Source organism: Neobacillus sp. YX16 (genome assembly GCF_030123505.1).
Taxonomy (GTDB): Bacteria; Bacillota; Bacilli; order Bacillales; family Cytobacillaceae; genus Neobacillus.
The window spans coordinates 4,601,410-4,623,145 of the sequence record NZ_CP126115.1 but is presented as its reverse complement, the minus strand read 5'-3'; the positions used below and the strand labels follow the sequence as shown (position 1 = coordinate 4,623,145).

At 38.2% G+C, this 21,736-nt stretch carries 23 protein-coding genes; 22 read left to right on the top strand and 1 reads right to left on the bottom strand.

Going from position 1 to position 21,736, the window contains the following annotated elements:
• Positions 1–202: 202 nt before the first annotated feature.
• The 9 genes from hemW to deoC all read left to right on the top strand — a co-directional run bounded on the left by hemW (position 203) and on the right by deoC (position 10,355).
• Positions 203–1,345, top strand: a complete 1,143-nt coding sequence (hemW, locus tag QNH48_RS22840; RefSeq protein ID WP_283955859.1) for a radical SAM family heme chaperone HemW — start codon at positions 203–205, stop codon at positions 1,343–1,345.
• 123 nt (positions 1,346–1,468) lie between these two features.
• Complete coding sequence (gene hrcA, locus QNH48_RS22835; protein WP_283952126.1) at positions 1,469–2,500, top strand: heat-inducible transcriptional repressor HrcA; 1,032 nt, start codon at positions 1,469–1,471, stop codon at positions 2,498–2,500.
• Positions 2,501–2,630: 130 nt separating this feature from the next.
• The gene (grpE, locus tag QNH48_RS22830; protein WP_283952125.1) at positions 2,631–3,221 is read left to right on the top strand and encodes a nucleotide exchange factor GrpE; all 591 of its coding nucleotides are present in this window, start codon (positions 2,631–2,633) and stop codon (positions 3,219–3,221) included.
• Positions 3,222–3,260: 39 nt separating this feature from the next.
• Positions 3,261–5,093, top strand: coding sequence for a molecular chaperone DnaK (gene dnaK / locus QNH48_RS22825; RefSeq protein ID WP_283952124.1), 1,833 nt, complete (start codon positions 3,261–3,263; stop codon positions 5,091–5,093).
• A 192-nt stretch (positions 5,094–5,285) separates the two neighbouring features.
• Entirely contained in the window at positions 5,286–6,416 is a 1,131-nt protein-coding gene (dnaJ, locus tag QNH48_RS22820; RefSeq protein WP_283952123.1) for a molecular chaperone DnaJ, read from the top strand.
• A 17-nt stretch (positions 6,417–6,433) separates the two neighbouring features.
• Positions 6,434–7,375, top strand: coding sequence for a 50S ribosomal protein L11 methyltransferase (gene prmA, locus QNH48_RS22815; protein ID WP_283952122.1), 942 nt, complete (start codon positions 6,434–6,436; stop codon positions 7,373–7,375).
• Between the two features lie 104 nt (positions 7,376–7,479).
• Positions 7,480–8,232: a 16S rRNA (uracil(1498)-N(3))-methyltransferase gene (locus QNH48_RS22810; RefSeq protein ID WP_283952121.1), complete on the top strand. Its 753-nt coding sequence runs from the start codon at positions 7,480–7,482 to the stop codon at positions 8,230–8,232.
• Positions 8,233–8,237: 5 nt separating this feature from the next.
• Positions 8,238–9,596 (top strand): tRNA (N(6)-L-threonylcarbamoyladenosine(37)-C(2))-methylthiotransferase MtaB, encoded by a 1,359-nt coding sequence (gene mtaB, locus QNH48_RS22805; protein WP_283952120.1) that lies wholly within the window; start codon positions 8,238–8,240, stop codon positions 9,594–9,596.
• An 84-nt stretch (positions 9,597–9,680) separates the two neighbouring features.
• Positions 9,681–10,355, top strand: a complete 675-nt coding sequence (gene deoC, locus QNH48_RS22800) for a deoxyribose-phosphate aldolase (protein ID WP_283952119.1) — start codon at positions 9,681–9,683, stop codon at positions 10,353–10,355.
• Between the two features lie 31 nt (positions 10,356–10,386).
• Here the strand turns inward: deoC and QNH48_RS22795 are convergent, their stop codons facing one another.
• Entirely contained in the window at positions 10,387–11,316 is a 930-nt protein-coding gene (locus QNH48_RS22795; protein WP_283952118.1) for a Na/Pi symporter, read from the bottom strand.
• A gap of 212 nt (positions 11,317–11,528) precedes the next feature.
• Here QNH48_RS22795 and rpsU point away from each other — a divergent pair, with 212 nt between their 5' ends.
• The 13 genes from rpsU (at position 11,529) to era (ending at position 21,645) form a co-directional block, all read left to right on the top strand.
• On the top strand, positions 11,529–11,702 hold the full coding sequence (gene rpsU / locus QNH48_RS22790; RefSeq protein ID WP_075686208.1) for a 30S ribosomal protein S21: 174 nt from the start codon (positions 11,529–11,531) through the stop codon (positions 11,700–11,702).
• Positions 11,703–11,717: 15 nt separating this feature from the next.
• Positions 11,718–12,164, top strand: a complete 447-nt coding sequence (locus QNH48_RS22785) for a GatB/YqeY domain-containing protein (RefSeq protein ID WP_283952117.1) — start codon at positions 11,718–11,720, stop codon at positions 12,162–12,164.
• A gap of 114 nt (positions 12,165–12,278) precedes the next feature.
• A complete protein-coding gene (locus QNH48_RS22780; RefSeq protein WP_283952116.1) occupies positions 12,279–12,911 on the top strand; it encodes an NfeD family protein in 633 nt (210 codons plus the stop codon).
• Between the two features lie 54 nt (positions 12,912–12,965).
• A complete protein-coding gene (gene floA / locus QNH48_RS22775; RefSeq protein ID WP_133367663.1) occupies positions 12,966–13,931 on the top strand; it encodes a flotillin-like protein FloA in 966 nt (321 codons plus the stop codon).
• Positions 13,932–13,964: 33 nt separating this feature from the next.
• Positions 13,965–14,399 carry a YqfB family membrane protein gene (locus tag QNH48_RS22770; RefSeq protein ID WP_283952115.1) on the top strand — a complete coding sequence of 145 codons (435 nt, stop codon included), beginning with the start codon at positions 13,965–13,967 and terminating at the stop codon, positions 14,397–14,399.
• 95 nt (positions 14,400–14,494) lie between these two features.
• Positions 14,495–14,797 carry a sporulation protein YqfC gene (gene yqfC, locus QNH48_RS22765; protein WP_095247043.1) on the top strand — a complete coding sequence of 101 codons (303 nt, stop codon included), beginning with the start codon at positions 14,495–14,497 and terminating at the stop codon, positions 14,795–14,797.
• Complete coding sequence (gene yqfD, locus QNH48_RS22760; RefSeq protein ID WP_283952114.1) at positions 14,794–15,987, top strand: sporulation protein YqfD; 1,194 nt, start codon at positions 14,794–14,796, stop codon at positions 15,985–15,987. Before yqfC ends, yqfD begins: the two co-directional genes overlap by 4 nt.
• The gene (locus QNH48_RS22755) at positions 15,984–16,946 is read left to right on the top strand and encodes a PhoH family protein (RefSeq protein WP_095247045.1); all 963 of its coding nucleotides are present in this window, start codon (positions 15,984–15,986) and stop codon (positions 16,944–16,946) included. Before yqfD ends, QNH48_RS22755 begins: the two co-directional genes overlap by 4 nt.
• Positions 16,947–17,141: 195 nt before the next feature.
• Positions 17,142–19,310, top strand: coding sequence for an HD family phosphohydrolase (locus QNH48_RS22750; protein ID WP_283952113.1), 2,169 nt, complete (start codon positions 17,142–17,144; stop codon positions 19,308–19,310).
• Positions 19,307–19,780, top strand: coding sequence for an rRNA maturation RNase YbeY (ybeY, locus tag QNH48_RS22745; protein ID WP_283952112.1), 474 nt, complete (start codon positions 19,307–19,309; stop codon positions 19,778–19,780). The genes QNH48_RS22750 and ybeY overlap by 4 nt, the downstream gene beginning before the upstream one ends.
• Entirely contained in the window at positions 19,764–20,141 is a 378-nt protein-coding gene (locus tag QNH48_RS22740; RefSeq protein ID WP_283952111.1) for a diacylglycerol kinase family protein, read from the top strand. The genes ybeY and QNH48_RS22740 overlap by 17 nt, the downstream gene beginning before the upstream one ends.
• Positions 20,142–20,333: 192 nt before the next feature.
• Positions 20,334–20,735, top strand: a complete 402-nt coding sequence (locus QNH48_RS22735) for a cytidine deaminase (protein WP_133367364.1) — start codon at positions 20,334–20,336, stop codon at positions 20,733–20,735.
• The gene (era, locus tag QNH48_RS22730; RefSeq protein WP_133367363.1) at positions 20,725–21,645 is read left to right on the top strand and encodes a GTPase Era; all 921 of its coding nucleotides are present in this window, start codon (positions 20,725–20,727) and stop codon (positions 21,643–21,645) included. The genes QNH48_RS22735 and era overlap by 11 nt, the downstream gene beginning before the upstream one ends.
• Positions 21,646–21,736: the final 91 nt, after the last annotated feature.

Below are 21,736 nucleotides of genomic sequence, written 5' to 3'. Positions count from 1 at the left end.
CCTAGGGGCTCGGGGGAAAAAGAAAGGTCACTTTTTCCTCGGTCATAAGTCAATCCGTCAGAAAGGTTAAAGAACAACCTTTCCGCCGGCTCGTCTTATGCCTGTCGCCCCTGGACACTAAGGAAAGCTCCTTAGATTAACTCCGCAGGAACAAGCTGTGCTTGTTCCGAAGGCGCTGCCGCTTTTCCAGGAAGGTGAAATTATGATTGAAGCTGCTTATCTCCATATACCCTTTTGTGAGCATATTTGCCATTACTGTGATTTTAATAAAGTATTTCTTAAAGGGCAGCCGGTGGATGAATATTTGCAGGCACTTGAGCAAGAAATGGTCTTAACATTGAACAAATATCCAGCTGACAAACTGCAAACCATTTTTGTGGGCGGTGGGACACCGACCTCCCTAAATGAAAAGCAGCTTGAACGGTTTTGTGAGAGTATAACCCGGAACTTACCGATGAGTAGAAATGTTGAATTTACTTTTGAAGCAAATCCAGGTGATTTAACAAAAGAAAAGTTACAAATATTAAAAGATGCAGGTGTAAACCGACTTAGTCTTGGCGTTCAAACCTTTAATGATGAATTATTAAAGAAAATTGGTCGTGTCCATCGTGCAAAAGATGTTTACCAAACAGTAGAGAATGCAAAATCTATTGGCTTCAAAAATATTAGCATTGACTTAATCTTCAGCCTGCCGACCCAAACCATTACTGACTTTAAAGAGTCATTGACTCAAGCTTTTACACTAGACATTCAACATTATTCGGCCTATTCGTTAATTATTGAACCAAAGACAGTTTTTTACAATCTTATGCAAAAAGGCAAACTCCCTACACCGGGAGAGGATGCAGAAGCAGCAATGTATGAACTGCTTATGGAGCAAATGGAAAAGCACGGATTTAATCAGTATGAAATTAGTAATTTTTCAAAGTCTGGCTATGAAAGCAAACATAACCTAACATACTGGAATAACGATTACTATTATGGGTTCGGTGCAGGTGCTCACAGCTATGTGGATGGCTGGAGACGCTCGAATGCAGGACCATTGAAAAAATATATGGAACTAATTGAAAACGGGAACCTCCCTATCTTTCAGGAACACCAAACTTCAAAAGCGGAACAAATAGAAGAAGAAATGTTTTTAGGTCTGCGAAAAACAGATGGAGTATCTATATCTCATTTCATCGGAAAATTTGATATCGACCCACTGGAATTATTTGAAAATGAGATTTCTGATTTGATTGCAAAAAAATGGATAGAAGTAAAAAAAGACAATATATATTTAACTAAAACAGGGCGGCTTTTAGGAAATGAAGTTTTTCAATCATTTTTAGGGGTTACAAACTAACCCCTGATTAGGTAGCTTTGCAATTTCTTAATATCAAATGATTGACACCATCCCCCTATTTTTGATAATTTATTAATAGAATTAGCACTCGACTTCAATGAGTGCTAACAGAGGTGATGAAAGGTGTTAACAGATCGTCAATTATTGATTCTTCAGGTTATTGTTGATGATTTTATTCGGTCTGCACAACCTGTCGGCTCAAGGAGTTTGTCGAAAAAGGATGAAATATCATTTAGTTCGGCGACTATTCGGAATGAAATGGCTGATCTTGAAGATCTAGGCTATATTGAAAAAACGCATACTTCTTCTGGTCGTGTTCCTTCCGAAAAAGGATATCGGTATTATGTAGATCATTTGCTGTCGCCTCAAGCATTAAACAAGCAGGATATTTCGATTATTCAATCGATTTTTGCTGAGAAAATTTTTGAGTTTGAAACAATTATTCAAAAATCAGCGAAAATTTTATCTGAACTAACCAATTATACTTCAATCGTTTTAGGTCCTGCTGCCAGTTTTAATAAGCTCAAACGAATTCAAATCATTCCTTTAAACAAGGAAACTGCCGTGGCAATTTTTGTTACTGATTCGGGACATGTTGAAAACCGAACATTTTATTTGCCTCCTTCAGTGGATGCGAGTGATTTGGAAAAAACGGTTAACATTTTAAACGAACGGTTAACGGGTGTAGCTCTTGAAGATTTAAATGATAAAATCTACAAGGAAGTAGCAATGCTGCTAAGGCAGCATATCCGTAATTATGATTTAATGATGCATACTATTGCTGATTCACTAAAAATGCCGGCTAATGAAAAGCTCTTTTTTGGCGGAAAGACAAATATGTTAAGCCAGCCAGAGTTTCATGATATCAGTAAAATTCGTGAACTATTACAAATGATTGATCACGAAGAGTGGATTTACCCATTAATTAAAAATGAATCTGCTGGTATTCACGTGAAAATCGGCAGAGAAAACAAAAATAGCGCTATGGAAAATTGCAGTCTTATTACCGCAACCTATTCGGTTGGAACTGAGAAATTGGGAACCATTGCGATTCTTGGTCCAACGAGAATGGAATATTCCAGAGTTATAAGCTTACTGCAGTTTTTAAGTAAGGATTTAACCTCAGTATTAACAAACCTGTATCAAAAATATTAGGGGTGGAAATATTGAGTAAGGGTGAATTACTGCGTATTCCACCTAGGTGAAATACTCTATTTTCGCCCTCCTTTTCATGAAATTAACTTTTACAATAAATGTTTAAATATCCTTTAAGGAGGTGAGTAAGTTGACAAAAGAAAAGAACAACACGATTAATGAGGAAATTGATTCTCAAACGGATGAACAAGTTGAACTTACCGAAGAGGAAGTTGAAACTGTATTTGCTGAAACAGGGGATTCTGAAGAGGGTTCAATGGATATAGACTATGCTGCTGAGATTCAAAACCTCACCAGTAAATTAGAAGAAGCAGATAATCGTTATTTACGTCTTCAAGCTGATTTTGATAATTTCCGCCGTCGTACTCGATTAGATAGCGAGGCCAGTGAAAAATATAGAGTGCAAAAATTAGCCATCGATTTGCTTCCTGCATTAGACAATTTCGAGAGAGCTCTGAAAATAGAAGCAGAAAATGAGCAATCAAAATCGTTGCTGCAGGGAATGGAAATGGTCTATCGCGGGTTACTAGATGCTTTGAAAAAAGAAGGCGTTGAAGCGATAGAAGCAGTTGAAAAAGAATTTAATCCTAATTTCCATCAAGCGGTTATGACAGGTGAGGATGAAAATTATGGCCCTAATATTGTCATTGAGGAATTCCAAAAGGGTTATATGTTAAAGGATCGGGTTATCCGTCCATCAATGGTTAAAGTGAATCAATAAGGTAAGCCTTACATATTACGAACTAGGAGGAAAAAGGTTATGAGTAAAATTATCGGAATTGACCTTGGTACAACAAACTCATGTGTCGCTGTTCTTGAAGGCGGCGAACCAAAGGTTATCCCAAATCCAGAAGGAAACCGTACAACACCATCTGTTGTAGCATTTAAAAACGGCGAACGCCAAATAGGGGAAGTGGCTAAACGTCAGGCTGTTACCAACCCAAATACCATCATGTCCATAAAACGACATATGGGAACAGATTACAAAGTAGAAGCAGAAGGTAAAAACTATACTCCTCAAGAAATGTCAGCAATTATCCTTCAATATTTGAAATCTTATGCTGAAGATTATCTTGGAGAGCCTGTCACAAAGGCAGTTATTACCGTACCAGCTTACTTTAATGATGCAGAACGTCAAGCAACTAAGGATGCAGGTAGAATTGCTGGATTAGAAGTTGAGCGTATTATCAATGAGCCGACAGCTGCAGCACTTGCATTCGGACTAGATAAAACAGATCAGGACCAAACTGTTCTTGTTTACGACCTTGGCGGCGGTACTTTTGACGTATCCATCCTTGAACTTGGAGATGGAGTATTTGAGGTAAAATCTACTGCTGGTGATAATCGTCTCGGTGGCGATGACTTTGACCAAGTAATTATTGATTACTTAGTAGAACAATTCAAAAAAGAAAATGGAATTGACCTTTCTAAAGATAAAATGGCACTACAACGCTTAAAAGATGCAGCTGAAAAAGCAAAAAAGGATCTATCTGGTGTAACTTCTACACAAATTTCCTTACCGTTTATCACTGCTGGAGCAGCTGGTCCACTTCACCTTGAAGTAGCGATGACACGTGCTAAATTCGATGAGCTTTCTGCTCACCTTGTTGAACGTACAATGGGACCAACTCGCCAAGCATTAAGTGACGCTGGCCTTTCACCATCACAGCTTGATAAGGTTATTCTTGTTGGTGGGTCAACTCGTATTCCTGCTGTTCAAGAAGCAATCAAAAAAGCAACTGGTCAAGAGCCACACCGTGGAGTTAACCCAGATGAAGTAGTAGCAATGGGTGCTGCAATTCAAGGCGGCGTAATCACAGGCGATGTTAAAGATGTAGTATTACTTGACGTTACACCACTATCACTTGGTATTGAAACAATGGGCGGTGTATTCACAAAGTTAATTGACCGTAATACAACCATTCCAACGTCTAAATCTCAAGTATTCTCTACTGCTGCTGATAACCAAACAGCTGTTGATATCCATGTTCTTCAAGGGGAACGTCCGATGGCGAACCTAAATAAAACATTAGGCCGCTTCCAATTATCTGATATTCCACCAGCACCACGTGGAATTCCACAAGTTGAAGTAACTTTTGATATCGATAAGAACGGTATCGTTAATGTACGTGCTAAAGATCTTGGTACAAATAAAGAGCAGCAAATTACAATTAAGTCTTCTACAGGTCTTTCTGATGAAGAAATTCAAAAAATGGTCAGAGAAGCAGAAGAAAATGCTGAAGCTGACAAACAGCGTAAAGAAGAAGTGGAACTTCGCAATGAAGCAGACCAGCTAGTTTTTACAACTGAAAAAACATTAAAAGACTTAGAAGATAAAGTAGATGCTTCTGAAGTTGCAAAAGCTAACGAAGCAAAAGATGCATTAAAAGAAGCGATTGAGAAAAACGATCTTGCAGAAATCCGTGCTAAAAAAGACGCTTTACAAGAAATTGTTCAGGCGTTAACGGTTAAGCTATATGAACAAGCTGCACAACAAGCACAAGGAGCACAAGGTGCTGAAGGCGGTAACGCTGGTCCTAAAGATGACAACGTAGTCGACGCTGAATTCGAAGAAATTAAGGACGAAAAGTAAAAGCGAAAAGCGGAAGCGCCTTGTTCAGGGGAAATTGCAGTTCAATTTTTCCTAGGCGCTGGAGCTGGACAATAATAGACTTACTAACTGATGAAAAAGTCAAAGTCAGCATCGGCTTTGACTTTTTCTTTGTAATTTGTGTTTTTATTGTGTTAGAATAATCTTTATGTGAAAGATTCGGGAGTGGTAATCATGAGTAAACGAGATTACTATGAGGTGCTTGGTGTTAGTAAGAGTGCTTCTAAGGATGAGATAAAAAAAGCATATCGAAAGCTCTCAAAACAATATCATCCAGATATTAACAAAGAGCCTGATGCTGCAGATAAATTTAAAGAAATCGCTGAAGCTTATGAGGTTTTAAGCGATGATCAAAAAAAGGCACACTATGATCAATTCGGTCATACGGATCCAAATCAAGGCTTTGGAGGCGGCGCTGATTTTGGCGGCGGTTTTGGAGGATTTGAGGATATTTTCAATACTTTCTTTGGAGGCGGCGGCGGGTCACGCAGGCGCGACCCTAATGCCCCTAGACAAGGTGCTGACTTACAGTACACGATGACAATTACGTTTGAGGAAGCAGCATTTGGAAAAGAAACAGATATTGAAATTCCGCGTGAAGAAACCTGCAGTACATGCAGCGGGTCGGGTGCTAAAAAGGGAACAAAGCCTGAAACATGTCAACACTGTCATGGAACAGGACAGTTAAATATTGAACAAAATACGCCTTTTGGCAGAGTGGTTAATCGCCGTATTTGTCACCATTGTAATGGCACAGGAAAAGAAATTAAGCATAAATGTGCAACCTGTGGCGGTAATGGTAAGGTGAAGAAACGCAAAAAGATTCATGTGAAAATTCCTGCAGGTATTGACGATGGACAACAGTTAAGGATTTCAGGACAAGGTGAGGCTGGTATAAACGGGGGTCCATCAGGTGATCTTTACATTGTTTTCCACGTAAGAGAGCATGAGTTTTTTGAAAGAGATGGCGACGATGTTTATTGTGAAATGCCTATCACCTTTGTTCAAGCATCGCTCGGAGATGAAATCGAAGTCCCAACCTTGCATGGCAAAGTAAAAGTTAAGGTCCCATCTGGTACGCAGACAGGAACAAAATTCCGACTCAAAGGTAAGGGGATTCCGAATGTACGCGGATATGGAACAGGGGATCAGCACATAATCGTCCGTATTATTACTCCGACTAAGTTAACGGATAAACAAAAGCAGCTTCTTCGGGAATTTGCTGAACTTAGTGGAAATTCACCAATTGGTGAACATGAAGAGGGTTTTTTCTCAAAAGTAAAACGAGCCTTTAAAGGTGAGTAATGATTGGAGTTGGTAGAATGAAGTGGTCTGAATTTAGTATTCACACTACGAACGAAGCGATTGAACCAATATCACATATTTTACACGAGGCCGGTGCCAGCGGTGTAGTTATTGAAGATCCTTTTGAACTAACAAAGGAAAGGCAAGATCAGTTCGGGGAAATCTACCAACTCAATCCAGATGATTACCCTGAAGAAGGAGTTATCGTTAAAGCGTATTTACCAGTTAACAGCTTTCTAGGTGAAACTGTAGATGCAATTAAAGAATCCATTAATAATCTGATCATCCACAATATCGATATTGGAATAAATAAAGTAACCATTAGTGAAGTGAATGAAGAAGAATGGGCTACAGCATGGAAGAAATATTATCATCCAGTTAAAATTTCAGAGAAGTTTACGATCGTTCCAACTTGGGAGATATACACTCCAGTCAGCAGTGATGAATTAATCATTGAACTAGATCCTGGAATGGCCTTCGGAACTGGAACGCATCCGACTACGGTCATGTGTATCCAAGCATTAGAAAGGTCTGTCACGCCGGGTGACAGGGTAATTGATGTCGGTACTGGCTCTGGAGTTCTTAGTATTGCTGCTGCCATGTTAGGCGCAGAAGATGTTCGTGCCTTTGATTTAGATGAGGTTGCTGTCACTTCAGCGCGACTCAACATAAAGCTTAATAAGGTAAGCGGCAAAGTAACCACTTCGCAAAATAATCTATTAGATGGTGTAGAAGAGAACTGTGCTGACGTTGTCGTTGCCAATATTTTAGCCGAAGTTATTCTACGTTTTACAGATGATGTAGCACGTGTTGTTAAACCTGGAGGGACTTTTATTGCCTCAGGTATTATTCAGCAGAAGAAAGATCAAGTAAAAGAAGGACTCATTCAGTCCGGATTTGAGATCATGGAAACCATCTTAATGGAAGATTGGGTTGCGATTATTGCCAAGAGGGTATAATGCTTAAAAAAGGGGATAATGCCCCTTTTTTCTATTTCACTTCTTTAAAAGTGAAATTTAATACAGTACAATGAAGAGTAAAATGTTTTAGAGGGGTGCATCGTGTGCAACGATACTTTGTTAAACAACGAGCAAATGAAAATAGTTTTGTGATTGATGGTGATGACCGTCACCATATTACAAAGGTTATGCGTATGGAAATCGGGGACAAAATTATTTGTGTTGATCCAAACGGGGATGCAGCAGTTTGTGAAATTGCAAAAATTACCGATGAACAAGTCGTTGCAGACGTTGTACAATGGAAAGATGAGAAGTCAGAGCTTCCTATTTCAATTACGATTGCTAGCGGACTTCCAAAAGGGGACAAACTTGAATGGATTATTCAAAAAGGCACGGAACTTGGTGCCGGTGAATTTATTCCTTTTGCTGCCCGTCGTTCAGTCGTAAAATGGGATGATAAAAAAGCCGGTAAAAAAGTAGATAGATGGCAAAAAATTGCCAAAGAAGCAGCGGAGCAATCCCATCGTGCATATGTCCCTGAAATTAGCAGCCCAATGAATTTTAAAGCTTTGATTGAGAAAAGCAAAAATTTTCATTATAAATTAGTTGCATTTGAAGAAGAAAGTAGAAGTGGGGAAACATCTATTTTTTTTGCAACCTTACAAAAAATGAAGCCAGGGGAATCGCTGCTTTTGGTATTTGGTCCTGAGGGTGGACTAGCTGAAGAAGAAGTTAACGTTTTACAAGAAAATGACTTTACTCTTTGCGGCTTAGGTCCGCGAATATTAAGAACGGAAACTGCGCCACTCTATGCTTTAGCGGCGATTTCCTACCATTTTGAATTAATGAGGAGATGAATACAATGCCAACAGTCGCTTTTCATACACTTGGATGTAAAGTGAATCACTATGAGACTGAAGCTATCTGGCAATTGTTCAAGCAAGAAGGCTATGATCGAGTTGATTTTGAATCAATCTCTGATGTATATATAATTAATACTTGTACGGTTACAAATACAGGCGATAAAAAAAGCCGCCAAGTAATTCGCCGTGCAGTCCGCAAAAATCCCGATGCAGTAATTTGTGTGACAGGATGTTATGCGCAAACATCACCTGCAGAAATTATGGCAATACCTGGTGTTGATATCGTAGTTGGAACTCAGGATCGAGTGAAAATGCTTGAATATATTGAACAGTATAAGACAGAACGCCAGCCAATAAATGGTGTTGGTAATATCATGAAAAATCGTGTCTATGAAGAGCTTGATGTTCCTGCATTTACCGATCGTACACGTGCTTCATTGAAAATACAAGAAGGTTGTAACAACTTCTGTACTTTTTGTATTATCCCATGGGCACGCGGGCTAATGAGATCACGTGATCCAAAGGAAGTCATTCGTCAAGCACAGCAGCTTGTGGATGCGGGTTACAAAGAAATTGTGTTAACCGGGATTCATACAGGCGGATATGGCGAGGATATGAAGGATTACAACCTAGCCTTGCTGCTTCGTGATTTAGAAGCCCAAGTAAAGGGACTTGCACGTCTCCGAATTTCTTCTATTGAAGCAAGTCAAATCAGTGATGAAGTAATTGAAGTAATTAAACACTCAAATATTATTGTTCGTCATTTGCATATCCCAATTCAATCCGGTTCAAATACAGTCTTAAAAAGAATGCGTCGTAAATATACGATGGAATTCTTTGGCGAAAGATTAGACCGCCTAAAAGAAGTACTTCCTGGTCTTGCTGTTACATCAGACGTAATTGTCGGTTTTCCTGGTGAAACTGAAGAAGAATTTATGGAAACATATAATTTTATTAATGAACATAAATTTTCTGAACTACATGTCTTCCCTTATTCTAAGCGTACAGGAACACCTGCTGCCAGAATGGATGATCAAGTGGACGAAGAAGTTAAAAATGAGCGAGTTCACCGCTTAATTGCCCTTTCTGATCAATTAGCTAAGGAATATGCATCACAATTTGAAAATGATGTATTAGAAGTAATTCCCGAAGAAGAGTTCAGAGAGGGACTGTATGTAGGATACACAGATAATTATTTGAAAGTGGTATTCCCTGCAACAGAAGAAATGATAGGTAAACTTGTTAAAGTGAAGATTTCAAAAGCTGGGTATCCATACAATGAGGGACAATTTGTCCGAATTGTTGAAGATGAACGAGTAAAACTTGAAGTATTTACGGAAGAAGAAGCTGCCATTTAAGGACCTATTTAGGTTCTTTTTTTTTTATTGATTTGGGTATTCTAATGTTAGTATCAAATTCTTTATAGAAATGGGGCTAGTAAAATGGCTACTGCCAATGTTGCTTCGATGATTGACCATACATTGTTAAAAGCGGACGCTACACGTCAACAAATTGAGACCCTTTGCCAAGAAGCTAAGGAGCATAAATTTTTTTCCGTTTGTGTAAATCCCACTTGGGTTAGTACTGCGAGAGATTTATTAAGTGGAAGTGGCGTTAAGGTTTGTACTGTTATTGGGTTTCCACTCGGTGCGACAACTCCGGAAACCAAGGCATTTGAGACAAAAAATGCAATAGAGAATGGTGCGGACGAAGTTGACATGGTAATCAATATCGGTGCTTTGAAGGATAATAATTATGAGTTAGTGGAAAAAGATATCCGGGCAGTTGTTGAAGCTGCAAAGGGTAAAGCATTAACAAAGGTTATCATTGAAGCAAGCTTGCTTTCAAGGGAAGAAAAAATTCACGCCTGCGAGCTTGCAGTTAAGGCAGGAACAGACTATGTTAAGACATCGACTGGGTTCTCGACAGGCGGTGCTACGGTTGAAGATATTAAGCTGATGAGAGAAACGGTTGGACCTGATATTGGAGTTAAAGCCTCCGGAGGGGTACGTAATACAGCAGATACCGAAAAAATGATTCAAGCAGGAGCAACGAGAATTGGCGCAAGTGCAGGAATTGCCATTCTTCAAGGCTTGACGGTTACTTCGGATTACTAAAAAAGACGGCCATGGCCGTCTTTTTTGTGCTTTATTTTGTTTTTTCACCATGAACCTTCAGGATCATTTCACCAAATTTTGTTGCAAAAGGCAGGACCATAATGGATGAAACGACGTTAAATATAACACTAATATGTGCTAGTTGAATCATTTTTTCATCCGCTAATAAATGCGCATTCTCGGACAAAGCGGGTATAAAAGGAGTAAAGAGTAAAACGCCAGCTACATTGAGCCAAACGTGTGCAAAGGCAGCTAATCTTGACTCTTTCCCGCCTCCAATCGAAGCAATCATTGCAGTGATACATGTCCCGATATTGGCCCCAAACACAATCGCAATTCCTGCATCAAGATGAAGCAGCCCTGCAGTTAAAAAACCCATGGTGATTCCGGTCATAGCTGTACTAGATTGAATAATGGCAGTTATAACTGCTCCAGTTAAAATACTTAAAATGATATTGTCGTTAATGGAGAGGATAAAATTATTGATAAATGGGAGTTCAGTTAATGGACGAGCCAGAAGCTCAAAACCTTTCATTGATGTAAATACTGAGGCGATTCCAAAGGTGACCATACCAATGCTTCTAATCTTTATAGGTTTAAAAAAGGTAAGTAAGGCTCCAATTATAGCGAGTGGTACAAGAATTTTATCAAGATTGAAAGTAATTAGCTCTGTTTTAAAGGTTGTACCGATATTTGTACCCAAAATAATCCCAATAGATTGAGGAAAAGTCATGATTTTTGCTGAAATTAAGCCAATCGTTATGACCATGACGGCTGAACTGCTCTGTAATAAAGCAGTAACAAAGGTGCCTGTCACCATACCTTTTAGTGGTGTACTTGTGAGTTTTGTCAGCCATCCTTTTAACTTATTCCCCGATAAATTAAATAATCCAAACCTTATTATAGTCATGCCGAATATAAATAATAAGATAAATAAAATAAATAATACTAGGTATAGCATGTCTTCACCCCTCACTTAATTCTATGCCTGAGGGAGGAGGACATGCCAAATTTATGGTGGGTTGTTCAATAAATTGTGGATTTATGAATAAAAATATCAAAAGCTTGATTCAACTCTGGAAATACAGTTGACCTAATTTCTATGATATATTATAATTGCAAGGTACATGGATTGAATGTAAGTGTGTTGTGTTTCGGAGGGAGGGAAAGAGAATGTCTAAAACCGTCGTTAAGAAAAACGAATCGCTTGAAGATGCTCTTCGTCGCTTCAAACGTACAGTATCAAAAACTGGTACTTTGCAAGAGGCAAGAAAGCGCGAATTCTACGAAAAGCCAAGTGTAAAGCGTAAGAAAAAGTCTGAAGCAGCAAGAAAACGTAAGTTCTAAGAGAGGGTGTAATTAATGAGTCTTCTCGAGCGTTTAAATAGTGACATGAAACAAGCGATGAAAAATAAGGAAAAAGACAAACTCATAACGATTCGGATGGTAAAAGCTTCATTGCAAAATGAAGCGATTAAGCTTGGAACAAAAGACCTTTCCGAAGAAGTAGAGTTAACTATCCTTTCTCGCGAAGTGAAGCAACGCAAAGAATCCCTCCATGAATTTGATAAAGCAGGTCGTCAAGACCTTGTTGATAAATTGCGTGCAGAGTTGGCTATCGTCGAACTGTATTTACCGAAGCAGCTTTCCGAAGAAGAGTTGTCAGAAATTGTTAAAGAAACAGTCTCTGAAGTCGGTGCAAAATCAAAAGCGGATATGGGAAAAGTGATGGCTGCGATTATGCCTAAAGTAAAGGGTAAAGCAGACGGGTCACTTGTAAATAAATACGTACAACAACACCTTTCATAATTATTCTGACAACCAAAGCCGCGAGCGTATAGCTTGCGGTTTTTCATTTTGGAAATTTGAAACTTATTTGGATATAAAACGTATACATAGTGTCGACATGAAGGGAGGATAATTATGGTTGAGTTTTTAACAAACCCAGTCGTTGTAACGCTGCTATTAACGATTGCAGGGGCAGCTATTGTCTATGAGCTGTTTTCGTCAAAGTTTGGAATATCAGGATTCATAGGTTTATTTGCATTACTTCTTTTCTTTTATGGACATTTTCAAGCTGGTCTTGCTGGTTTTGGAACGATCATGTTATTTGCTGTAGGAATCATGCTAATTTTCTTAGAATTTTTTCTTCCAGGGGCCATTTCAGGAACACTAGGATTGGCAGCATTAATCGCAAGTCTTTTCATAGCAGGAGAAAATCCATTGAATATGGGAATATCCATTTTCATTGCTATTTGTATTTCAATTGCTGTCCTATTATTTATGATTAAGATCCTAGGCAAGAAAATGGTTTTATTTAATCGAATGATACTATTTGATTCTGCAAAAAAAGAGGATGGCTATGTGTCTAATGTGAACCGTACAGATTTAGTAGGAAAAGAAGGAATCGCATTGACAGTATTACGGCCATCAGGAACAGCAGTTATAAATAATGAAAGAATTGATGTTGTGACTGAAGGTGACTTCATTGATCAGAATGCAAAAATCACCGTTATTAAGGTTGAAGGGGTACGTATTGTAGTTAGGAAAGTATAATGAAAGACTAACAAGGGGGTAAGTGCTGTGGAATTAACAAGTGGAACTTTATTTATGATTGGTATTATCGTTGTGGCTCTAATTTTTCTTGGAATATTATTATCCTTTGTTCCGGTAATGCTTTGGGTTTCTGCTCTTGCTGCAGGAGTTCGAATTAGTATCTTTACATTAGTAGGGATGAGACTTAGACGGGTTACACCAAGCAGAGTAGTCAATCCGCTTATTAAAGCGCATAAGGCAGGATTAAACGTAACAACAAATCAGCTCGAAAGTCACTACCTGGCAGGTGGAAATGTAGATAGAGTGGTGAATGCTTTAATCGCTGCACACCGTGCAAACATTGAGTTATCATTCGAACGTTGTGCCGCAATTGACCTTGCAGGGCGTGATGTCTTAGAAGCTGTTCAGATGAGTGTAAATCCAAAAGTAATCGAAACCCCATTCATCGCAGGTGTTGCCATGAACGGAATCGAAGTAAAAGCAAAAGCGAGAATTACCGTACGTGCTAATATCGACCGTCTTGTCGGTGGCGCGGGTGAAGATACTGTCGTAGCACGTGTAGGTGAAGGGGTCATATCGACGATTGGTTCCTCGCTCGACCATAGTAAAGTGCTCGAGAGTCCAGAACTGATTTCGCAAACAGTCTTAGCAAAAGGATTAGATTCTGGTACCGCTTTTGAAATTCTTTCGATTGATATTGCCGATGTTGATTTAGGCAGAAATATTGGTGCTGAGCTGCAAACGGAGCAGGCAGAAGCCGATAAGAAAATTGCTCAGGCAAAAGCAGAAGAGCGCAGGGCGATGGCTGTCGCTACTGAGCAGGAAATGAAGGCAAAAGTAGAGGAAATGAGAGCAAAGGTTGTAGAGGCAGAGGCAGAGGTGCCGCTGGCTATGGCAGAAGCATTAAAATCCGGTAATATAAGTGTCATGGAATATATGAATTATAAAAATATTTCTGCTGATACAGATATGCGCGGATCTATCGGCAAGATGACTGGTGATAAAAAAGACGACAAATAAACCACCAATTTTTCCTAAAGAAGGAGGGTGGATATGGAAACCATTTTATTTTTAATTATTGCTGGAATTCTCTCATCAATCTTTGGTAAAGCGAAGGGTAAAAGTAATTCTGGAAGAAGAACAAAATCCCTTCCTGCAAAAGGATTTGATGATTTTCGTACAAAGGTTGAACAACAAATGATGGGCGTTCCAAGAAACAAAGGACAAATCTCTACTGGCCAGCCTGCGAATAAGGTAACGGATTTGCAAAGTATGGAGGAGAAATATCAAGAGATAAAGCAGAATCCAGTTGTCACGAAAAGCCAAGTAAAGCAGCTACAGCCAAGTAAAGTTGTCAGAATCGAAGAGGTATCTGACGACATCCCATTTGAAAAACCAGACGAAAAAACGATTATCAATGGGATTATTTGGGCTGAGATTCTAGGTGAACCACGAGCGAAAAAGCCATACTTCCCGAGAAAAAGCTAAAAAATTCATTTTGAAAGCCTTCTTATTCAATAGAAAAAGGTGTGCTAGAACCCCCTTTCATTTCATATTATGAGATGAAAGGGGGTTCTTTTTTTATGGCAAAAAAATGGGGCCTGCGTGTCCGGAACTGGATGGCACAAAAAATGGATCTTCCTCAAGATGTCATGATGGATTTACCCCGGATTACGATGATTGGGCAAATCCATATATACATTGAGAACCATAGAGGATTGATTACTTTTACAGAAAAAGAATTGCGTCTGTTGTTAAAGCAGGGTCAATTGCAAATAAAAGGGAATTCTTTCGTGATTAAAACCATATTGCCTGAAGAGATTTTACTTGAGGGGAAAATTGATCAGGTCATTTATATAAATGAAAATCCAGGAGGAGCAAAATGAAAAACCAATGGATCGAATTTTTTTCTGGCAAAGTAACGGTTAAAGTTTCGGGAAGAGGAATAGAAAGATTTTTAAATGTTCTTACTAGGAACGGCCTGATGATTTGGAATGTAAAACGACATGGGACTGAAACGATTACTTTTACAATGAGGCTCAGTGATGCTTTGAAAATCCGACATTATGCAAGAGAAAAAGAATGCTCCATCAAATTCTTAAAGAGGGCAGGGATGCCTTTTTTATTTAAGCGATTATTGAAAAATAGTGGGTTTGTTGGTGGAGCTATTCTTTTCCTCGTAATTATTATGTTTTTATCAAATGTCATTTGGGGAATTGAAATTAAGGGAGCTAAACCTGCAACGGAGTATCAGATTCGCAAAGAATTGGACAAGATGGGAGTAAAAATTGGTAAAGTCCAATTTTTTGTGGATAACGTAGAAGGGATTCAAAGGAAATTGACTAATAATGTTGGTAACCTTACTTGGGTAGGTGTGGAATTAAAGGGGACAACCTATCATCTTCAAGTGGTAGAGAAAAAGGAACCCGAAAAGCCGGAACAACTTGCACCAAGAAATCTGGTTGCAAAAAAGAAGGCTGTTATTGATTCTATGTATGTTGAAACTGGACAAAAAATGGTTGATATACATGACCATGTTGAAGCTGGACAATTGTTAGTATCCGGTATAATTGGAAAAGAAGGTCAAACGCAGCAAGTTGCAGCAATTGGAGAGGTTTGGGGGGAAACGTGGTATAAAAGCCATGTAGAATTGCCGTTAGATACAAAATTCTTTGTATTCAACGGTCAGGAAAAGCAAAAACTTTCTTTAATCTTAGGAAATCTAGAGATCCCTATTTGGGGATTTGGCGAGCCGGATTTTCAGGAATTTGAAGCGGAAAAGAATGTGAATAAAATTCATTTCCTAAAATGGGAGCTGCCTATCTCGATTGGAAATGAAACATTAAGAGCACGAGAAGAAACAAACCGCACGTATACGGAAAAAGAAGCCGAAAAAAATGCAATTGATTTAGCAAAAAATAAAATAAAAAGTGGATTAGATGAGGAAGCTATAATAAAAGATGAAAAAATTTTACACAAAGAGTTTAAAAATGGTAAAGTTATCCTAGATATCCACTTTAAAATTATCGAAAATATTGCGGTTGGACAACCAATACCCAAGGAGACTCCTGAATGACAGTAAAGTTAAAAACAATAAATGTACAATTAGAAAATCCAACAGAAGCGATTGCCCTGATTGGCAATGCGGATGCAAATTTAAAAATAATCGAAGAAGAGCTTGAAGTATCGATTGTCACACGCGGAGAATCTGTCAGTCTTTCTGGAGATGAAGAAAGAGTGATGCTTGCTAGTCAGATTCTAGATAAGCTAATTTTTGTTATTAGAAAGGGTGTAACCATTAGCCAAAGGGATGTTTTGTCAGCCATCCAAATGGCTCAAAAAGGCACACTTGATTACTTTGACAATCTTTATGATGAGGAAATAGCAAAAAATGTTAAAGGAAAGAGTATTCGAATTAAGACGCTAGGGCAAAGACAATATATAATGGCTATCAGACAAAATGATCTTGTATTTGGAATTGGCCCAGCGGGTACCGGCAAAACGTATTTAGCTGTAGTAATGGCAGTAAATGCATTGAAGAATGGTCAGGTAAATAAAATCATTCTAACAAGACCTGCGGTAGAAGCTGGTGAAAGTCTTGGATTTTTACCTGGTGATTTAAAAGAAAAGGTCGATCCGTATTTACGACCTCTATATGATGCACTGAATGACGTTTTAGGTGCCGAACATACTCAAAGGTTAATAGAACGTGGAACCATTGAAATTGCGCCGTTAGCCTATATGAGGGGCCGGACATTAGATGATGCCTTTGTTATATTAGATGAGGCTCAAAATACCACTCATGCTCAAATGAAGATGTTCCTGACAAGGCTTGGTTTCGGTTCAAAAATGGTTATAACTGGTGACCAAACGCAAATCGATTTACCTAAAGGTGCAAAGTCAGGGCTAATTGCAGCAGAAAAAATCTTGCAAGATGTAAATGGAATCTCTTTTGTTTTCTTAAATCAAAGCGATGTTGTTCGTCACCCGCTTGTCGGCAGGATTGTCGAGGCATACGAAAAGAAGCCGCTGTAAGGCTAAAGCAAAGGATAAAGGGATAAACCGTCTAATGGTTTATCCCTTTTGCCATATATTCATAACAAATAGCTTGCAAAAATAGCCCATCATTTATTAGAGGGTGAAACTTGAGGGAAAAACTGTTATCATTTTACATAAAGCGTGTTTACATACTTGTCTACGGTTATTTTTGGTGCTTTTGGGGGGAGTTAGTTGAAAAAAATACAGCAATACTTAATTCAAATAAAAAAGCTTCTAGATTATACCTTTTTCAGAGTATTAGTGTTTGTTGTTTTAGGAATCATTCTATTTACCTCTATGTATGGACATGTAAAGCCTGAAAAACTCGATATAAGCCTATTAACAGTAGCTGAGAAAACAATTCGATCCCCAGCAACGGTAGAGGATAAAATTAGTACAGAAAAAAAACGTCAAGAGGCATTAGACCAAGTTCAAGATGTATATACATTAAAAAAAGAATATTCATCTAATCAAGTAGATTTGATATCATCCATATTTGACTCAGGTACAGAAGTAAATGAAGAAATAGAGGATGAAAGGAAAAAACAGATTGCGGCAGAGGAAGAACCTATAGATGTACTGCAGCCAACTATTGAAGAAGAAGTAACCATGTTAAAGGCGAAATTAACAGATCGTGTAATCAAGGATTTATCAGAGCGAGTTTTTACTGCACTTGTACAAGCCAGCGATGATGAATTAGCGATTGCAAAAGACTTAACGGTAACAGCCATTAACAATGTTATGAACAAGCGGATTTCTGCAGATGATGTAGAAAATGCAAAAAAAAGCCTGGAAGAAGAATTAAAATTTACGACCCTGAATAGTGACTTAAAAAATGCTGCCATAGAATTAGGCAGATATGCAGTCATTCAAAATGAATTTTATGATCCAGAGGCTACAGAAGAGCTGCGTAAACAACAAGCAGAGTCTGTTGAGCCTGTTAAAATCCTACAGGGACAAATTATTATTGAAGAGGGTAAATTAATCCGTCAGGAAGAATTTCGACAGTTAGAACTAGTAGGATTATTAGACAACAAACAGTCTTATAAACCATTCATTGGTTTATTTATCTTAATTTCAATTATTCTTTCGTCACTTTATTACTATTTCTATCAATTGAAGGAGCAGCCGGAAAAGAAACATACCAACCTGCTCTTGTTTGGGATTATTTTTATACTGACGTTTTTTATTTTGAAAATTGTCAGCATGCTTCAAATTTTTAACTATTCAGGAATTGGCTATTTATTCCCTGCCGCTATGGGCGGGATGTTAATTAAGATATTAATTGATGAAAAACTTGCGATTCTTTCTTCGATCATCTTTTCTATTTTTGGCAGTCTTTTATTCAATGAAGGGGTTTCTGGAACGCTAAATTTTTCTGTGGGGATTTATATAATGTTTAGTTCCCTTGCAGCTTTGCTCTTTTTAAGTGACCAAAATCAGCGCTCTAAAATTCTGCAAGCAGGTTCCTTTGCAGCAGCAGTAAATCTTTTTACCATTTGGGCACTTATGTTTTTACCGAATGGACAATTTTCAGGATTGGAATATGGGTATTATATCTTAACAGCCATTTTTTCAGGTATCGGTTCCGCTGTTTTGACGATGGGATTATTACCATTATTTGAAACCAGCTTCGGAATTCTCTCTACAATGAAGTTGATTGAGCTTTCAAACCCTAATCATCCACTTCTGAGGAAAATCTTAATGGAAGCACCTGGGACCTATCACCATAGTGTTATGGTTGCTAATTTAGCGGACGCAGCCTGTGAAGCTATTGGAGCTAATGGTCTGCTTGCAAGGGTAGGCTGTTATTACCATGATATTGGGAAAACAAAACGTCCAAACTTTTTTATAGAAAATCAGATGCACCGTGAAAACCCGCATGACCGGCTGCCGCCTGATAAAAGTGCAAATATTATTATTTCACACGTAACAGATGGGGCGGCAATATTAAAAAAATATAACCTGCCAAAAGAAATCATCCATATCGCTGAACAGCATCATGGGAATACTTTATTGAAGTTCTTTTACCATAAGGCTGTACAAGGCGAACAAGAGGTAAAGGAAGAAGATTACCGTTATCCTGGTCCAAAGGCACAAACGAAAGAATCAGCTATTGTGGGTATTGCTGACAGCGTAGAGGCTGCAGTTAGATCCCTTAACCAGCCTACGCCTGAAACAATCGAATCGCTCGTTAAGAAGATTGTTTCAGACAGGCTTCAGGATGGGCAATTAAATGAATGTGATTTAACATTAAAAGAACTAGAAACGGTGTCCCATTCGTTTTGTGAAACGTTAAAGGGAATTTTCCACTCGAGAATCGAATATCCAGAAATGACGAAGAAGGTGGTACAAGTATGAACAAGTTGATGATTGATTTAGTGGACGAAACAAATCAACTGTCTGCCGAGCAAATGGAACAAATCGAGAAACTGTTAAATTTTGCTGCTGGTAAAGAAAATGTTGAAGACAATAGCGAGGTTTCTGTTACATTTGTATCCAATGAAAGAATTCACGAAATTAATCAAGAATTTAGAGATAAAGATGCCCCCACGGATGTTATTTCCTTCGCAATGGAAGAGCTTGGTGAAGGAGAAATACAGTTGATAGGGGCTGAGCTCCCGCGTGTCTTGGGTGATATCATCATTTCTATACCAAAGGCAGAAGAACAGGCAAAGGAATATGGACATTCTTTTATTCGCGAACTAGGCTTTTTATCTGTCCATGGTTTTCTCCATCTCCTGGGATATGATCACATGGAAAAGGCAGAGGAAGAAAAAATGTTTTCGAGACAAAAGGAAATTTTAGACGATTATGGACTTACAAGATAAACGTATTCCTTTATGGAAATCATTTTATTATGCCTTATCGGGGATTCAGACAGCTCTTAGGACAGAAAGAAATATGCGCATCCATTTATTGGTTTCTATTGTGGTAATTGGGTGTTCGATATTTTTTTCAATCAATAAATTAGAATGGTTATTTGTCATTTTAGCAATAGGTGGAATCTTCTCCTTAGAATTGATGAATAGTGCAATAGAGCGTGTCGTTGATTTGATTACAGCGGAGTACCACCCACTTGCTAAACAAGCAAAGGATTTAGCTGCAGGAGCTGTTTTTATTTATGCTGTTATTGCGGTTGCGATTGGGATTATTATCTTTATACCCTATTTTTTTAGATGGTTATTCTGATGTGATTTGAAATGGAATTACGAATTCGGTACAATAACTTATCAGCTTATCCGAATATTGATGAATTAGCTGATTTTTATGAAAATTCAAATTTTTATATTACTTTTTCGCTACAAGTGATGATTTTGTGACATTTTTAGGGTAAAATAAAGAAAGCGGCAGATAATTACTGCTGGAAGGGAAGATTGAACTTTGAACACCGAGAAATTAATCGAAGAATCAAAGAAAGCAAGAGAAAAAGCCTATGTTCCTTACTCTAATTTTCAAGTAGGAGCGGCCATTTTAACAACAGATGGAAAAGTATATCATGGATGTAATATTGAAAATGCCGCTTATAGCATGTGCAATTGCGCTGAACGTACTGCATTATTTAAAGCGTATTCTGAAGGTGATCGAGACTTTAAAATGCTTGCAGTAGTGGCTGATACTGATCGACCGTGCTCACCTTGCGGGGCGTGCCGGCAGGTAATCTCGGAACTTTGTCCAAGTGACATGAAGGTTGTTCTTACCAACTTAAAAGGTGATACTTTAGAAATTACTGTAGCTGAGTTACTTCCAGGTGCCTTTTCTCCGGAGGATTTACATGCTAAGTAATGATAATAAAGGTTATAAATCAGGTTTCATTTCAATTATTGGACGTCCAAATGTAGGTAAGTCGACATTTCTTAATCGAGTTATTGGTCAGAAAATTGCTATTATGAGCGATAAACCACAGACAACTCGAAATAAAATTCAGGGTGTATTAACCTTAGATGATACCCAAATGGTCTTTATTGACACTCCAGGGATTCATAAACCAAAGCATAAACTAGGCGACTTTATGATGAAGGTTGCACAAAACACATTAAAAGAAGTTGATTTAATCCTATTTATGGTAAATGCTGAGGAAGGGTTTGGACGTGGGGAAGAATTTATTCTTGAAAAGTTCGAAACCGTCAACACACCTATCTTCCTTGTTATAAATAAAATTGATCAAATACACCCAGATGAATTACTGCCACTAATTGAATCATATAAAGAAAAGTATCCCTTTAAAGAAATTGTACCTATTTCAGCACTTGAAGGAAATAATGTGGAACGTTTACTAGAACAAATTAAAGTCTATTTACCTGAAGGACCGCAGTACTATCCTGCCGATCAGGTAACTGATCACCCAGAAAGATTTATTATCACAGAATTAATTCGGGAGAAGGCGCTGCACTTAACACGTGAAGAAATTCCTCATTCCCTTGCTGTTGTTCTAGATAAGATGGAACGGCAACATGGAGGTAAGGATATCATTCATGTAATGGCTACTGTTATTGTGGAGAGAGATTCTCAAAAGGGCATTATTATTGGGAAACAAGGGAGTATGCTGAAGGAAATAGGAAAACGTGCCCGAGTGGATATTGAAAATCTTTTAGGGTCAAAAGTTTTCTTAGAGCTTTGGGTTAAAGTTCAAAAAGATTGGCGGAATAAAATGTCCCAGCTTCGCGATTATGGCTTTAACGAAGATGAATATTAATACTAACTAATTAACCCTATCTAAAATATTAACCCTTATATAGAATTATGCATGGACAACATTAACAATATTTTCGTCTTATGATTTTTGC